Raw genomic sequence first — 16,308 nt, 5'->3', positions numbered from 1 at the left:
TGCCACCGCCTGTAGCTATGCCTACGGCTTAGCCTTTGGGATTATCCTCGGACTAATCCAAAGGATAAACCACAGGTTAACCCATATTAGGTTACCGAAGATTCACCGGGAGCTCTTTGAATCATGTTAAGACTAATCGCAGCCATCTTTATCACATTTACACTGTCTCTCTCTGCGGCCCACGCTGGTTCGCCCGCTAAGGTGGTCGATAAGAAGCAGGCAGTGGCGATTGCGAAAGAAGCCGAAAACGGTAAAGTTTTAAAGATTTCGGAACAAAAGGATAAATTCGTTGTTCGAATCTTAAACCCCAAAGGCCGAGTTATCGACATTATTGTCTCTAAACGCACGGGACAAGTTGAGAAGGAAAATAATTAATGCGTATTTTAGTCATCGAAGACGATTTGCATTTAGCAGATAACTTACGTAGCGCTTTAGAAAAAGAGCGTTATAGCGTGGATTTATGTAATGACGGCGAAGCCGGTTTATTCCACATTTGCGAATATCCGCTGGATATGGCGGTGGTCGACCTGGGTCTGCCAAAAATTGATGGTATCGAAGTAATTAAACAAGCCCGTAAAAACGGCGTTGATATTCCTATTCTAATTTTGACCGCTCGCGACCGCTGGCAGGACAAGGTAGAAGGCCTGGATGCCGGTGCCGACGATTACCTGACCAAGCCTTTCCATGTTGAAGAGTTGATCGCCCGTTGTAATGCCTTAATTCGCCGCAGCGCCGGACAGGCCAACCCGGAAATTAAAAATGGTCCTATCCGTATTCATACCCGCTCGCAGCAGGTCTGGGTTGACGACCGTGAGCTTAATTTAACCGCTTACGAATACAAGGTGTTGGAATACCTTATGGTTAATCCGCAAAAGGTAATTTCAAAATCGGAATTGACCGAACACATTTACGATCAGGACTTTGACCTGGACTCCAACGTTATCGAGGTATTCGTACTGAGGTTACGTAAAAAGCTTGACCCTGAAGGCACGCTAAACCCTGTTGAGACCCTGCGTGGTCGAGGATACAGGTTGCGCTCCCAGTGGTAGTCAATCAGGTTTCACTGAAAATAAGACAAGGATTTATCCTTGTCTTTTTGTTGATCGTGGCAATGCCAATTCTCTTTGTCTCAATCGGCAATGCCTATCGCGCCTCCTTGATTGAGGCCACCGAAAAAACCCTCGAAGCACACCTCTACTCCTTAATTTCCGAAGTCGAATACTCGGAGCAAGGGGTGGAAATGCCACGCAGTATTCTTGCCCCAGAGCTCAACCGCGTTACTTCAGACACCTATGCGATGATCTACGCCGGTGAGCAACAGCTCTGGCAAAGTGAATCGGCGCTCAATACCGACTTTAAACCGGATCTCTTTATCACAGAAACCGGCAAGTCCGATTTTCGCCTGGTCACCCACAAGGGTAAAAAATATTGGCAGTTATCGCTTACCGGCATTCTTGGCAATCTCGACCAGGATATAGAAGCGCGCTTTATCCTGGTAAAAAGCAATGATGCCATTTTGCGCCTGATGGAAGGCTTTAAACAAACCTCCATTAACTGGATGCTGATCATGGGTGTGGTGATCACTGTATTGATGATTATCGGCTTTATCTGGAGCTCTCGTCCCCTGCAACGTCTGGATAAAGAAATTAAGGCCATAGAAAGCGGCGACAGCATGAGCATTAAGGGCCATTATCCAGTGGAGCTGCAAACCATTAAGGCGGATCTGAATCTGCTACTGGAATCACAGCTGCGACAAAAAGAACGTTATCGCGCTTCCTTAAGCGACCTCGCCCATGCTCTGAAAACCCCATTGGCGGTATTAAAGTCCAGCCCGCTGGCACAAGATAGTGATGCCCAGGAGCAACTCGACCGCATTAATGTGATGATCGAACACCAATTAAAGCGGGCCGCCACCGGCGCCTCCGATACCTGGAAAAAACAAACCCTGATCAAACCGGTTGCTGACTCCATCTTTAACGCCATGAGCAAGGTATATCGCGATAAAAATATCCAATTTAGCGTCGAGGTTAACAATAACCACTTCTTCCTTGGCGATAAAACAGATTTAATGGAACTGCTTGGCAACCTGGTGGATAACGCCTGTAAGGCCTGCGACTCAAAGGTGAGCCTTAAGGTAGTGCAGAAGAAAAAGCGCCTGCGCCTGATTATTGAAGACGATGGTCCCGGCGTTCCAGAGAATAAGCGTGAATTGTTATTGCAGCGCGGTACACGCCTGGATAGCTATGAAAGCGGGCACGGTGTCGGGATGGCCATAGTTGCCGATTTGGTCAATGGTTACCATGGTCACTTAACCATAGGCGACAGCCCTCTTGGCGGCGCCCTGTTCGAACTAGAGTTTGATTATCAGGAAACCAGTTAAGCGCGGTGACACCCTATACACAGCGCTTTGTAGCTTTCCTGGCCAGCCAAAAACTGGAATAAGCGTACTAGGCCAATAAGTCGATGCTCTCTAGCTCGACTTATACCAGTTCTGTTAAGTATGTGATCAGAGATAGCGTTGGATAAATGATATGCTAACAAGGCGGAATTTTTCTTATGTAGTTATTCTCCATAGAAAAATTCCAACGCAGTTAGCATGATATTTAGCCCGCTAGAATGATTAGCTATTTAAGTGAATTGGTATTATTGGCAACTTGTGCATCGCTGCCTAACAAGGTGGCTATCCAGCGCCCTTCCTCACTCTCTTCAAGGGCAATCTTCACCACCATGGTCAGCGGCACCGACAACAGCATGCCGACACTGCCAAGCAGCCAACCCCAGAAAATTAACGATAAAAACACCACCAAGGCCGACAAGCCCAGGCCTCGCCCCATAAAACGCGGCTCTATCATGTTACCCATCACAGTATTGATAAGGATATAACCACCACCCACTATGGCTGCGGTTAGCGGACTTTGGGTAATAAGCGCCAGCAACACCGCGGGTACGGCGGCAATAATAGAACCTATATTGGGAATATAGTTGAACATAAAGGCAACCACACCCCAAAGCAGGAAGTAGTCGATATCAAGTAGCCACAGCATAAAGGTAACTAAGATACCAGTGGCCAGACTCACCAGGGTTTTAATCGCCAAATAGGAATTGATAGAGGCAAGAAAGCGGTCTATTTGCGCCATTTTCATGTCCGGATCATCCATCGCCAGGTGGATTTTATTGCCTATACTTGGCCCCTCAAACAGCATAAACACTACAGTGACTATGATTAAAAACAGGTTCGCCATCACCCCACCGAAGCCGGTGAGCATATTGGTGGCTACATCTATCATTTTGGCCGGGTCGAACATGGCCATAATTTGCGCCTTATCAAGAAAAATATTGTATTGCGCCAGGGTATTGACCAGCCATTCAAACTCGTTTTTTAGCTGCTCTTTGTATTGAGGTAATTGCGCCGAAAAGTCATTAACCGACTGCCCTACCAAGCCTGCCAGGCTCAGAATCAAGCCAAAAACCAACATGATCACCAGAACAATGGCCAGCCCTTTAGGAATACGATAACGCCCCAAGGCATTGATTAGGGGGCTGCAGATCACCGCAATAAATACCGAGAGAATAAAGGGCACCACCAAGGGGCTGGCAATTTTAATCCCGGCCAAGACGATCACCAGGGACGCCAACACCATTAAACTTTTACTTGCTCCAATAAAGCTAGGCACAGTTAATTCCTTTTTGTTTTTCTGGGGGTTAATTTGCGGTTTTTGAGCGCTAAATCGAAACAAACCTGATCGCGAAGCGACCTAGGCCCGTATACATCTTTCTTATTAACGCCTAGTTTAGGCGACTTACTAATGAAAATAAACTCTTGATATGGGACAAAAAATAGACGTAATCGGCACAGAGCCAGAAATGTCCTACACTTGTATAGAGCGGCTTGGCGTTATAGCGACATGAACATTCTTATTACCGGGGCCACCGGACTAATTGGCTCCGAGCTTTATAAACATCTGTTAAACCATCACAGCGTGACCGTGCTTACGCGCACGCCCGCTAATGCCTATTTGAAACTTGGGCACCGCATCGAAGCGGTACGCAGCCTGGACAAGGTTGATTTCAATGATACCGATGTGGTGATCAACCTGGCCGGTGAGCCCATAGTCAACAAACGTTGGACGCCAGAGCAAAAACAGCGGGTCTATGACTCTCGTATTACCCTCACAGAGGAAATTGCCGAGCGTATAAACCAAGCCGAGAAAAAGCCAAAAACCCTGATCTCCGGCAGTGCCATAGGCTATTACGGCCGCCAAGGCGAACAGGTGATTGGCGAAGATTATGAACATTGTTATGACGAGTTCAGCCACCGGCTGTGCAAAGACTGGGAGCAAGCGGCACAAAAGGCACAAACCCGAGTCTGTTTGCTGCGTACCGGCATTGTGCTTTCCGCCCGTGGCGGCGCGCTGACAAAAATGTTGCCGGCATTTCGCTGTGGTCTAGGTGGGCCTTTGGGCGATGGTCACCAGTATATGTCCTGGATCCACCTTGATGATATGGTGCAGGTGATCATGTATTTAATCAAATACGACCATATCAGCGGCCCCATCAATGCCACCGCCCCACACCCGGTGAGTAATGAAGAATTCAGCAAAACCCTGGCACAAATACTGCGCCGTCCTGCCTTTTTGCGCATGCCCAAAGCAGTGCTGCGACTGTTAATGGGAGAAATGGCCGATCTTATGCTGTACGGACAAAATGTGCAGCCCAAACGCATGCTCAAAGAAGGCTTTCGCTTTCGCCATCCCGAACTAAGACCGGCTCTTGCCCAAATCCTCAGCCGCCATTAGCGGCCTAGGCAAAAACAACCCCACTACATGATTTTACGCAGCAAACCACTGGTGTTTTTATTCAGTGTGCGGGCGATCATGGTGTAGCCCAGAACAGCCACAAATAAGGCACCGGATAAGGGGCCAATCAACCAGATATCCGGATGCAGCTTGCCCGGCAGTTCAAACAAGGTGCGCTGTACGATAAACAAGGCAATATCACTACTTAGCGCTGCAACCACACCAGCCACCAAACCGAGCAAGAGAAACTCATACAGGGTTGCATGACGAATAAGTTGTCCGCGAGCCCCCAGGGTACGAAGTATCACCACCTCCTGCATGCGCTCACCCAGACTCGCCTGTACCTGAGAAATAAGCACCAAGGCGCCGCAAACCACAACTATGGCAAGCACAAAACCAATCGCCAAAGAGACCTGCTCTATGGTTGAGCGAATTTGATCGACAAAGTTATCGACATCTATGGCTGTGATGGTCGGATACTGACGCAGCAACTGGGTAAAGGCCTTGCTTTGCCCCTCATCGATGCGCGCTGCGGCTATATAGGTTGCGGGGAAATCCGCCAGTACATCCGGGCTTAAAATCATAAAGAAGTTCGGCTTTAAGGTGGACCAGTTCACCTCGCGGAAGCTGGTGACCTTGGCCTCAAAGCTCTGTGCGCCAATTAAAAAACTCACTGAGTCGCCAAGCTTTATATCCAAACGTTCGGCCATGGACTGCTCCACCGACACCTCGCCACGGCTTTGCTCGTCAAACCATTGCCCGCCACTTAAGGTATTATGACTTGGCATCTCACTCACCCAGGTAAGATTGAGCTCGCGGCCCACTCCCGAGCGCGCTTCCTCGTCTTTTTTCTCGTTGTCCTCTAACGACACTTCCCGGGCCACGGGCTCACCATTGATGGCATTAACACGACCGCGAATAGTGGGGTAAAAACGTGAGACTTCTATATTCTGGGCCGCGAGGTAATCACCGACCGGCTGCTTTTCTTCCTCTGTGATGTTCACTAAAAAGGCGTTCGGCGCATCCGCTGGCAGCTGAGATTGCCAGTCATTGATCATGTCGTTTTTCAGTACGATTAAAAACAGCAGCAACTTAATGGCCAGTGCAAAACTGATCAGTTGCACCGCATTGGCGTTGGCCCGCTTTTGAATCGAGGCAATGGCCAAAGACCAACTGTTTCCTGGGCTTAAGCCTAGCTTACGGCCACCGCCAAAAATCAGCTTGGAAAGGATAAAGAGCACCAAAACCACCGCCGCCGAGGATAAGAATAAAATGATAGTGATCATAATCTTACCGCTGAACAGCCACATTAAAGCAAAGACGGTAAAGGCAGACAGAGCAAGGTGAATCTTACTCACCAATAAACGGTCACCCAGGTTGCGACGCAAGACCCTAAGGGGGGGAATATCAAAAAGATCCAGCAGTGGTTTAATGGAGAACATTACAGCGCACACCACACCGATAAACACCGCACTTAACCAAGGGCGTATTGACGCCGGGGGCAACTGCACATCCATATTGGCGGCCATGTAATTGCCCGCCGCATACTGCAAGCCATACCCTGCCGCCAAGCCAAGCAGCAGCGAAAAGCCACATACCAAGGCCAGGTGCAGCAGGTAGATATTGCGAATTTGCGAGCGCGCTCCGCCTAAGGTTTTCATCATGGCCACCGGGTCGTACTGGCGCTCACAATAACGCTTTGCCGACACCGCAATGGCCACGGCTGCGAGAATAATGCCAAGCAGGCCCGCCAGCAGTAAAAACCGCTCCGAGCGCTCAAGTGAGTTGGAAATGGGTGACTGTCTGTCTTTAACCCCATACCAGCGTTGATTCTCGGCCAGTTGGGGTTTTAACCACTGATAAAAGGCCTCAACCTTGTCGCTCTCGCCGGCATACAACTGGCGATAAAACACCCGACTGCCGGGCTGGATGACCTTGGTTTTTTCAATGTCTGCTTCATTGAGCAGCACACGGCGACTGCCGGAGAAAATATTAAAGGGCGCGTCCGGCTCTTCACTTAAAATGGCACTGACCGTAAAGGTCGCGGCGCCAAGCTCTAGGCTGTCGCCCACCGCCAAGTCCAGTGAATACATCACCGACTCATTGAGCCAAACCGTGCCTGGCTCTGGGCCACCTTTGGCAACCTGCTCCTGGGCATCGAAATCACGCTTGATCAACAGCTCGCCCTTAAGGGGATACGCTTGTGAAGCCGCCTTGATAGCCGCCAATTGCATGCGCTCATTGGCAAAGAGCATGGTATCGAAAAAGGTAAGCCGGGCAGTTTGCAACCCCATATTTTGCGCCTGCTCCTGATAATTCTCAGGCAAGGCATGATTACTGGCTAAGGCACGGTCGGCGGCGATAAAGGCGTTAGACTTTTGCAAAATAGCCTGGCCGATACGGTCGGTCACCGACGAAAGGGTTAATACAGTCATCACCGCCAGAGCAATGGCGGCACAGATCACCGTCAGCTCGCCACGACGCAATTCTCTAAAAAATAATCGTATCGCTAACTTAGCCCACATGCGCGCGCTCCTGAGGCTCACGTAGTTGGGTTAGCTCACCGCCCTCAATATGCAAGATGCGCTCACAGCGATGGGCCAGAGCTTCATCATGGGTTACCAGCACTAAGGTGGTGCCCTGCTGCTGATTGAGCTCAAATAGTAATTCTTCAATCAGCTTGCCGTTTTTGCTGTCGAGGTTGGCCGAGGGCTCATCGGCAAAGAGAATTTTGGGAGTGCCAACAAAGGCGCGGGCAATAGCCACCCTTTGCTGCTCACCACCGCTGAGTTGCGATGGGTAATGTTCAATACGATGACTCAATCCCACTTTTTCAAGCAATGCCAAGGCCTGCTCTTTGGCGTCTTTTTGATTGGCCAGCTCCGCCGGTAACATCACGTTCTCAAGGGCACTTAGGCTTTGTACCAGCATAAAAGACTGAAACACAAAACCGACCTTTTGCGCCCGCAAGGCTGCGCGGCCTTCTTCATCAAGGCTCTCAAGGGCGTCGCCATCAACAATAATGCTTCCGGATGAGGCTCTATCCAGCCCCGCCAACAGGCTTAGCAAGGTTGATTTACCCGAGCCCGAGGCGCCTACTATGGCCACCGACTCGCCCGGCTTGACATTAAAGCTGATGTCGCTGAGGATCGTTAAATCGCCGTCAAGCGTATTAACGGACTTGGTTAATTCTTTGACTTGAATAATGTTTAATTGAGATAACGCTGACATATGAATGCTTTAATCCTACGTATTTTGCTCGTCCTATTAGTTGTCACTAAACCATTTATGGCTTGGGCTGACAACCAAATCCTGATCCTAGGAGACAGCTTAAGCGCTGCCTATGGTCTAAAACAACACCAAGGTTGGGTGCAATTGTTACAAGATACGTATGAAGAGCAAAAAAAGCCCATTAAATTAATCAATGCCAGTATCAGCGGCGAAACTACCGGTGGCGCACTAAGGCGCCTAGAGGGCATTTTAGCCAGCCACCAGCCCAGCCATGTGCTGATTGAACTGGGCGGTAACGACGGCCTGCGTGGATTCCCTATTCCCAAGATGCAGCAAAATCTCACGGCCCTGATCAAACAAAGCCAGGCGGCCGGTGCCGAAGTGGCGGTGATGGCCATTCGCATCCCGCCCAATTATGGTCCCCGCTACACACAAATGTTTGAGGCCAGTTTCGCCACAGTGGCCGAACAACAGGGCGCTCATCTGCTGCCATTTTTTGTCGAGCAAGTCGCTACCGATGGCTCCTTGATGCAAAACGACAATATTCACCCCAATGCCGAGGCTCAGCCGCTGCTGCGCGATATTATGGCCGAGCATATCGAGGCCTGGTTAGCCGCTCCCCAATTAAGTTCAACTAACGCGGCTAAATAAGACGCAAAAAGCGCTGTGATAACAGCGCTTTTTCAAAAGTGGATAAAAAACCTTATCGATATGAATAATTTATAGGCAAACGATTCAACACCCACTTGCAATTGAAAAAATTATCCGTACTATTGCAGTCCTAGTCGGCATATAGCGCAGCTTGGTAGCGCACTGTCATGGGGTGTCAGGGGTCGCAGGTTCAAATCCTGCTATGCCGACCATTCTTTTCTCTCCCCAGTCAAATCTTAATTCGTTCTCGCACTCAAGGTGCGCTTTATTTCCTAAACAAACTTTCCCCCCTTAAAAAAATTTTTTCTTAGCGAAAACCTTACGTCCTTTTCTTTGTTTGCGTTTAGCCTTATTCCGACGTTATGCCCGTGTGTTGCAAATCCGCACCAGGGTAACGACAAAACAATCCACGCCCTTACGTGATTAAGTTGATACGCTTAAGCGGTCAATTTTGCTCCAAGGGGAACCTGATGCGTTTAACTAACTTACTGTTTTTACTATTAACTCTATTTTTAGCGCCGCTGTTTTGCTCGCAGGCTTTGGCCGCAGGTTCGGCACAGCAAGCAAAGGACGAGGCCGCTATTAAAGCCCTCTTTGCCAGCTATATGAATAAGTACAACGGCTATATACAAGGAAACTCGCTGGCGCATGTAGAGCAATTATATATGCCTCAGGTCATGCTCATGTCCAGTGCTAATCCACCAGTGGCAATGCCCGCCAAAGACTTCAGCAAGCAGGTGGTGGGCTTTCTCGACAGCTTAAAATCCAAGGGAGTGGCCTCGGTCAACTGGCAACAGGTTAATGTGCGCCTGATCGATAAAAACATTGCCATAGCCACCAATCTGGCTGTTCGCTATCGCGATAATGGCGAGGTGTTCAATAAAGTCGGAGCAACCTACTTCTTGTATAAAACAGATGAAAATTGGCGTATTGCTAGTTTTGCGGTACATGAGCATACTGGAGTGCAAACTCTTTGATGTGATACATGGTTATGGAAGATTGGGATGCATATCGCCTGATACTGGCAATACACCGGGGCAAGACGATTAGCACAACTCAATCACAGCCATGGCTATACCCTGGTGGAGTCTGCCCCCTCTGGGTACGCACTCACTTTGGCAGGGCATGCCTTATTGCAAACCGCGCAGCAAGTTGAGGCACTGGTACTCGCAGACAGGCATGCACAACGCGCAAATCACCTAGAACACAGCGGTCAAATTACCCTGTCTCTTCCCCCTGCCATTGCCCAGTACCTGCTTCTTGAAGATTTGGGAGCCTTTGCTAAACGCTACCCACAGATTCGCCTGGTGATGCAATGCAATTATCACCTTGTTGATATCGATAACTGCGAGGCGGATATTGTCATTCGCGTCGCCAATGAACCATGTGAGCATCTGGTTGGCCATCGCGCCGGCGCCGTGTACGTGAATTACTATGCCCAAGAACAATACTTAACCGACACAGCCAGCGAACAATATTCATGGCTGGTTAGTTCTGCCGACGATACCAACACACTTTGGATCAAACAAAGTCCTTTCCCACAGGCTCCCGCCGGCTTAGTGATTGATGATTTAATTGTCCGCCATGAGGCCGCGCATACAGGCCTAGGGCTTATTCGCGGCGCCTGCTATATCGCCGATACCATGGAGCAACTTAGAGTCGTCGGAGATTCTGAGCCACTTGAGTTTGCACAGATTTGGGTACTGACACACCCTACGCTTATTGAAGTCCCCAGAATCAAATTGCTAATGGGCGAACTCTACACTTTACTTAAGCAGAGACAGCATCGATTAATGGGGCGCGCCGCAAAGTTTATCTCTTAGGACCCTTTATTTATGGGTTTTAACCCAAAGATCGTTAACTAAACTAACAATAAGTCACTTTGCTAACAGGCCTATACAACCTACTATGCTATTGCTCATTGCTTTCGCCGTACTCTCTATTGCCGTGTCGTTTATGTGCTCTATTTTAGAAGCCGCATTGCTCTCCATTACACCTAGCTATATTGCTAAACAAAAATTAGAGAACCCGGTTCGCTATCAGGCACTGAAAAATCTCAAAGAAAGGATTGATCAACCGCTGGCGGCAATTCTCACCCTCAATACGGTGGCGCATACGGTCGGGGCTGCCGGGGTTGGCGCCCAGGTCACGGTCGTCTTCGGTAATGGCTATCTGGGTATCGCCTCAGCGGTCATGACAATTCTTATTCTCGTGCTATCAGAAATTATCCCAAAAACCATAGGCGCCCTGTTCTGGCGCCAGCTAGCTGTAGTTCTGCCGCCAATACTCGCCTTCTTAATCTGGATACTCAAACCCTTTATTTGGATTTCGGACAAAATAACCCGCTTACTCGGTGGCAGTGCCAGTGAAGAAGATCTGCGCTCAGAAATTAAAGCTCTGTCCTCTCTTGGCACCGAGCTTGGTAGTGTCGATGAGACCGAGCACAGAGCGATAAGCAACATTCTCGATTTACATACCATCAAGGTGCGCGAGGTTATGACGCCTCGCATCGTCTGTGAAACGCTAAAACCTGACTTGCCCCTTGATGACATTCGCGACAAGGTGCTCAAAAGCCAGTTCACCCGGTTTCCCATCCTGGATGAAGACGAGGCTCCCCACGGCATGCTTTTTAAGTCGGATCTGATTATGGTAGGCGACAAAAAGTTCGCGATTGAGTTTGCTCGACCAGCTAAGGTTGTCTCTGACAACACCAGCTTGGAGCAATTGCTTACCCAACTCCTAGAAGATCAGCATCATATGTGTTTGGTGTATGACGAGTACGGCTCGTGGCAAGGATTAATAACCATGGAAGATATTATTGAGACCATTATCGGCCGCTCAATTGTCGATGAAACGGATCAAATTGCCAACATGCGTCGCTATGCCCGACGACGCTGGCAGAAGCAGAAAAAAGCACAAAAGAAATCACAGGAATAGTGTTTAAGGCAGGTCATCTCGCCAATTAGGATAAGTTGTCGATAACTAAAGCGTTTAAAAATAGTATTTTGGGGCGCTGATTTATTGTGCGCAAAATTTAAAAAATCTTTTTAAAACAACATTCATCACCTATAGTGTCGTATTCGTTACGTAATGATTTCGGGTGCATGTCGCAACCCTAACGTATTGCTGGAGAGGGTCTCTTGCTAATTTGAAGTCCAGTTAGCAAGGAGACCCACAAGATGAAAATGAAAGTAAATGTTCAGGTCATAAAAACCCTGCGTGATAGCCGCTGTTACTCGCAAGAGCAGCTGGCGGAGATGGCAGGATTGAGTTTACGCACGGTACAACGAATCGAAGCCAAGGGCGTTGCCTCATTAGAGTCGATAAAAAGCATGGCCGCGGCGCTGGATATCGATTGCCAGCAATTATTGGCTTTGGATCACAGTGTCCATATGCAAGACAGCGCATGCGCTGCCGGTGCGCCTGAGCACACTCAACCCTCTTCCACAGAGACTGGCTCAGAACCTGTCGCAGTGAAGGCTTCACAAGACCCGACTGCCGCTAAGCCGAAAACCAACAGGCACACCTATCTGTGGAGTATGCTACTGGTCATTGCCGCCAATGCCTTCGGCTTTTGGGGCATTTTTGATGCCTACAATGCCGGGCGCATCGATCAGGATACCATGCGTTTACTAAAAAACCTGGTGTCGCTGGCGCTGCTCTTTTCGGTGGGCCTGCTGGCCTACAAGGGCTACAAAGAAGGTATCTTTAAGTCATAGTCGCTTAACAAAAGCATCGGCGTTCTCCTTGCTAACTCCACTTTAACCAAAGGAGAAAACCCATGTTTAACAATAAATTAGATATAAAACTCATCAGCACAACCATAGCAGTCTTTTTCATATACGTGCTTGTTGCAGGCATAGTATTGGTACAGTTATGGATCCCCGATGGCATCGCACAAGAGCAAGCCATGATACTGGCCGAGCAGGACGTAGGCTTGCAAATTCAGAGCATGCTTGCAGGCCTTATTGGTTGTCTGCTTGTTGCTGCGATGAGTGTGCGTTTTGGTAAGGAGCTGGGATATAAAAATACCCTGGTGTGTGGCATCTTCCTCACCCTTTACGGAATCTTAGGAGTGTACTTGCACCCGCAACATGCTCTTTGGGCGCAATTTATAAAGGTGCTGGCACCACTGCCTATTTCCCTGCTCACGGCCATGCTGCTTTGCAACATGCGTAAATGCTCCCTCAAAACCGCATAATACTTTATCCGCCCAACTAGGTGGCGACACAAGATGGCATAGCCATGTGTCGCCCCGCTCACACACCCAGCACCGACGTTAAACTGTAATTCTCGTTCATTCACCGCCAATTGGTTAATTTTAATAGTGAAATAAGGTAAAAAGGCGCAACTTTGCGAATCTAGGAGAGCAATATGTCGCGTATTTTTAGTCTTAGTGCGGTTGCCGCCACACTCTTGAGTGCTCATGTTTATGCAGCAGATTTTAATTTTACTGGCCTAAGCGGCGCAAAAACCTTAGTGGTTATGCAAACCAAAGGGCAAGACTTACCTGCAGGTCAATTATCTGCAGCAACTCAGGCGCAACTGAAAAAAGCAGCGGACGCCGCTCAATTTGATGCCAGCCTGGGTAGTACATTTGAGCTTCTAGCACCTATTGACTCGAACTATGAACGCATTTTGGTTGTGGGTTTGGGTGACAAGGATGAGTTAAACGCTGCCAATCTGGCAAAGCTGGGTGGCAATGTTCATGGTCAGCTTAAAGCCAATAAAATCACCGATGTCGACCTGGCTTTCGCCGAGGTACAAGGCCAATTAAGCAATGCGCAACTGGCAGCCCAGTTTGCCCACGGTGCCAACCTTCGCGATCACAGCTTCGATGTCTATAAAAAAGACGCCGATAAAACCACCGTCAGCTACCACTTTAGCGTTGCCAACGCCGAGCGCGCTCAAGCGGCCTACCAAGCCCTGAGTCATATCGAGCAAGGCGTATTTCTAGCCCGCGACCTAACCTCAGAAGTGGCCACAGAAATGACCCCGGTCGAATTTGCCAAAGCTGCTAAAGAGCTTGAGCAATACGGTGTCAAGGTAACTGTACTAGGACCAAAACAGCTTAAAAAGCTGGGCATGGGTGCTTTGGAAGGCGTTGGCCGCGGCAGTGAGCATGGCGCCCGCCTAGTTGTTGCCCATTACAAGGGGTCAGACGAGGCGCCTATCGCCCTGGTAGGTAAAGGCATTACCTTTGATTCCGGCGGCTACAGCATTAAAAGCGGCCCGTCTATCGCACGCATGAAATCGGATATGGCCGGTGCCGCCGCGGTACTGGGCACGGTTAAAGCCATGGCGCTGAGCAAGGCCGATGTCAATGTCGTCGCGGTAATGGGTATGGCAGCGAACATGGTTTCTCAATACGCCATTGCCCCGGGTGATGTACTACGCACTGCAGAAGGCTTAAGCGTAGAAGTGGTGAACACCGACGCCGAAGGCCGCCTGGTGCTAAGCGATGCTATGTGGTACGCCCGCGAGCATTATAAGCCTGAGATCATGGTGGATGTAGCCACATTAACCGGCTCTAAAGTACGCGCTCTGGGCGATCGCTACAGCGCCGTATTCTCTGAAGATGATCAGCTTATCAGCGAGCTTACCGCTGCCGGTAAGGTAGTGAATGAGCAGGTATGGCGTCTGCCGCTGGGCTACAAAGACATGCTGAAGTCGGATATTGCCGACTTACAAAATGTCGGCTCGGGCGGTCCGGGTGCCACCACGGCCGCTTCTTTCTTACAACACTTTGCCGGTGACACCCGTTGGGTACATATTGATATCGCCGGTAATGCCCTGTCCAGCAAGGCCAAAGGCGAAGTGAATGTGGGCGGCACAGGTTACGGTGTGCGCCTGCTGAGCGAGTGGATTTTAAAAACCAAATAAGCGCACAGATGAAAAAGGTGGCCAAGGCCACCTTTTTTGTTGGTTGGGTAACCAGCTGGAAAGCCTAGCTAAAAAGCCCGGGTTAGAAGAAACCCAAGGCATTGTCTGAGTAGCTGACCAAGAGGTTTTTGGTCTGCTGATAATGTTCCAACATCATCTTGTGGGTTTCTCGCCCTACTCCGGACTTCTTGTAACCACCAAAGGCCGCATGAGCAGGATAATGGTGATAACAGTTGGTCCAAACGCGACCCGCTTCTATGGCGCGGCCCATGCGATAAGCGCGGTTCATATCCCGTGTCCATAAACCGGCGCCCAGACCAAACTCGGTGTCATTAGCGATGGCAATGGCATCGGCTTCATCCTTAAAGGTGGTAACGCTCACTACCGGGCCGAAGATTTCTTCACGGAATACCCGCATCTGATTGGTGCCCTTAAACAGAGTCGGCTGAATATAGTAACCCTGACTAAACTCGTTATCGAAACGCTCCGCATCACCGCCAATAAGCACCTCGGCGCCCTCGTCGCGGCCAATGCTAAAGTAGCTCATGATCTTATCGAATTGCTGCTGCGATGCCTGGGCACCGACCATGGTTTCGGTATCAAGCGGATTACCGCGCTTAATTTGTTTGGTCCGCTCGACCACCTTGGCGATAAACTCATCATAGATACTCTCTTGCACCAATAAACGCGATGGACAAGTACAGACCTCGCCCTGGTTGAAAAACGCCAGCACAGCGCCTTCCACACACTTATCGATAAACTCATCCGATTGCTCAAGCACATCTTCAAAGTAGATATTGGGTGATTTACCGCCAAGCTCCACCGTTGACGGGATAATGTTTTCGGCGGCACATTTTAGGATATGCGCACCGACCGGGGTGGAGCCGGTAAAGGCGATTTTGGCGATGCGGGTACTGGTGGCCAGGGCTTGGCCGGCCTCGGCGCCATAGCCGTTAACCACATTAAGTACACCCGGGGGCAGCAAGTCGCCAATTACCTCGACCAGCTTTAAAATCGATGCCGGAGTTTGCTCGGCGGGTTTTAGCACCACACAGTTACCGGCAGCCAGGGCTGGCGCCAGTTTCCATGCTGCCATCAGCAGCGGGAAGTTCCACGGGATGATCTGTCCGACCACACCTAGGGGCTCATAGAAATGATAGGCCACGGTGTTTTCGTCGATATCACCGATACTGCCCTCCTGGGCACGAATACAACCGGCAAAATAACGGAAGTGATCCACCACCAAAGGAATATCCGCATTCAGGGTTTCTCGCACCGCCTTGCCGTTATCCCAGGTTTCCGCCACCGCCAACTGTTCCAGATTGGCCTCGATACGGTCGGCAATTTTCAGCAGCAGATTGCTGCGCTCGGTGACCGAGGTTTTTCCCCAGGCGGCTCTGGCCTGATGCGCCGCATCCAATGCCAGCTCGATGTCTTTGTCGTTCGAGCGCGGCACGCGGCAGAAGACCTCACCGGTAACCGGCGTGGTGTTATCAAAATAATTACCATCCACAGGCGGCACCCAGGCCCCACCAATGTAATTCTCGTATTGGGTGGCAAAAGACACCAGGGCGTCGGTTGAATTAGGTTTTGCATAGATCATTGTTATTGTCCTTCTTTGCTGCAATCCCTTTAACGCTAGACCAATTTGCCGATAAAAACTTGATTGTCATTCCATCTTGCTTGACTCCAAGTACACTTTTTGGCCATGCTAGAGCACGCCTTAAACAAGCTATGGTCATAGCAA

Annotated in this window: 15 protein-coding genes and 1 tRNA gene; 12 read left to right on the top strand and 4 right to left on the bottom strand. The window is 49.6% G+C overall.

Annotation, left to right across the window (positions count from 1 at the left end; all coding sequences use genetic code 11):
* Window positions 1-123: 123 nt before the first annotated feature.
* The 3 genes from C2M17_RS01935 to C2M17_RS01925 are packed head-to-tail and all read left to right on the top strand — an operon-like array spanning window position 124 to window position 2,380.
* Window positions 124-375: a PepSY domain-containing protein gene (locus C2M17_RS01935; protein WP_105199195.1), complete on the top strand. Its 252-nt coding sequence runs from the start codon at window positions 124-126 to the stop codon at window positions 373-375.
* A complete protein-coding gene (locus C2M17_RS01930; RefSeq protein WP_105199194.1) occupies window positions 375-1,049 on the top strand; it encodes a response regulator transcription factor in 675 nt (224 codons plus the stop codon). The genes C2M17_RS01935 and C2M17_RS01930 overlap by 1 nt, the downstream gene beginning before the upstream one ends.
* Window positions 1,043-2,380 (top strand): ATP-binding protein, encoded by a 1,338-nt coding sequence (locus C2M17_RS01925; RefSeq protein ID WP_105199193.1) that lies wholly within the window; start codon window positions 1,043-1,045, stop codon window positions 2,378-2,380. Before C2M17_RS01930 ends, C2M17_RS01925 begins: the two co-directional genes overlap by 7 nt.
* 244 nt (window positions 2,381-2,624) lie before the next feature.
* On the opposite strand, the gene C2M17_RS01920 is transcribed toward C2M17_RS01925, so the two are convergent.
* Complete coding sequence (locus tag C2M17_RS01920; protein ID WP_442792495.1) at window positions 2,625-3,641, bottom strand: AI-2E family transporter; 1,017 nt, start codon at window positions 3,639-3,641, stop codon at window positions 2,625-2,627.
* A gap of 264 nt (window positions 3,642-3,905) precedes the next feature.
* Between C2M17_RS01920 and C2M17_RS01915 the strand changes: the two genes are divergently transcribed.
* Window positions 3,906-4,796: a TIGR01777 family oxidoreductase gene (locus C2M17_RS01915; RefSeq protein ID WP_105199191.1), complete on the top strand. Its 891-nt coding sequence runs from the start codon at window positions 3,906-3,908 to the stop codon at window positions 4,794-4,796.
* A 23-nt stretch (window positions 4,797-4,819) separates the two neighbouring features.
* On the opposite strand, the gene C2M17_RS01910 is transcribed toward C2M17_RS01915, so the two are convergent.
* On the bottom strand, window positions 4,820-7,321 hold the full coding sequence (locus tag C2M17_RS01910) for an ABC transporter permease (RefSeq protein WP_105199190.1): 2,502 nt from the start codon (window positions 7,319-7,321) through the stop codon (window positions 4,820-4,822).
* Entirely contained in the window at window positions 7,311-8,027 is a 717-nt protein-coding gene (locus tag C2M17_RS01905; RefSeq protein WP_105199189.1) for an ABC transporter ATP-binding protein, read from the bottom strand. The genes C2M17_RS01910 and C2M17_RS01905 overlap by 11 nt, the downstream gene beginning before the upstream one ends.
* Between C2M17_RS01905 and C2M17_RS01900 the strand changes: the two genes are divergently transcribed.
* From C2M17_RS01900 to C2M17_RS01865, 8 genes are all read left to right on the top strand, one after another.
* Entirely contained in the window at window positions 8,028-8,678 is a 651-nt protein-coding gene (locus C2M17_RS01900) for an arylesterase (protein WP_105199188.1), read from the top strand.
* A gap of 135 nt (window positions 8,679-8,813) precedes the next feature.
* Window positions 8,814-8,890: transfer RNA gene (locus C2M17_RS01895), tRNA-Pro, on the top strand.
* Between the two features lie 258 nt (window positions 8,891-9,148).
* Window positions 9,149-9,655 (top strand): hypothetical protein, encoded by a 507-nt coding sequence (locus C2M17_RS01890; RefSeq protein ID WP_105199187.1) that lies wholly within the window; start codon window positions 9,149-9,151, stop codon window positions 9,653-9,655.
* Window positions 9,656-9,760: 105 nt separating this feature from the next.
* Window positions 9,761-10,501 (top strand): LysR family transcriptional regulator, encoded by a 741-nt coding sequence (locus tag C2M17_RS01885; protein ID WP_158683963.1) that lies wholly within the window; start codon window positions 9,761-9,763, stop codon window positions 10,499-10,501.
* Between the two features lie 85 nt (window positions 10,502-10,586).
* Complete coding sequence (locus tag C2M17_RS01880; RefSeq protein ID WP_105199185.1) at window positions 10,587-11,615, top strand: CNNM domain-containing protein; 1,029 nt, start codon at window positions 10,587-10,589, stop codon at window positions 11,613-11,615.
* Between the two features lie 242 nt (window positions 11,616-11,857).
* The gene (locus C2M17_RS01875) at window positions 11,858-12,397 is read left to right on the top strand and encodes a helix-turn-helix domain-containing protein (protein ID WP_233997898.1); all 540 of its coding nucleotides are present in this window, start codon (window positions 11,858-11,860) and stop codon (window positions 12,395-12,397) included.
* A 62-nt stretch (window positions 12,398-12,459) separates the two neighbouring features.
* On the top strand, window positions 12,460-12,879 hold the full coding sequence (locus C2M17_RS01870; RefSeq protein ID WP_105199184.1) for a hypothetical protein: 420 nt from the start codon (window positions 12,460-12,462) through the stop codon (window positions 12,877-12,879).
* A 173-nt stretch (window positions 12,880-13,052) separates the two neighbouring features.
* Window positions 13,053-14,561: a leucyl aminopeptidase gene (locus C2M17_RS01865; RefSeq protein ID WP_105199183.1), complete on the top strand. Its 1,509-nt coding sequence runs from the start codon at window positions 13,053-13,055 to the stop codon at window positions 14,559-14,561.
* 82 nt (window positions 14,562-14,643) lie between these two features.
* On the opposite strand, the gene exaC is transcribed toward C2M17_RS01865, so the two are convergent.
* The gene (gene exaC, locus C2M17_RS01860) at window positions 14,644-16,164 is read right to left on the bottom strand and encodes an acetaldehyde dehydrogenase ExaC (protein WP_105199182.1); all 1,521 of its coding nucleotides are present in this window, start codon (window positions 16,162-16,164) and stop codon (window positions 14,644-14,646) included.
* Window positions 16,165-16,308 lie beyond the last annotated feature (144 nt).

Source organism: Pseudoalteromonas sp. T1lg10 (assembly GCF_002964545.1).
Taxonomy (GTDB): domain Bacteria; phylum Pseudomonadota; class Gammaproteobacteria; order Enterobacterales; family Alteromonadaceae; genus Pseudoalteromonas.
The sequence above is the reverse complement of the archived record's forward strand: the minus strand, read 5'-3'. Positions and strand labels throughout refer to the sequence as shown.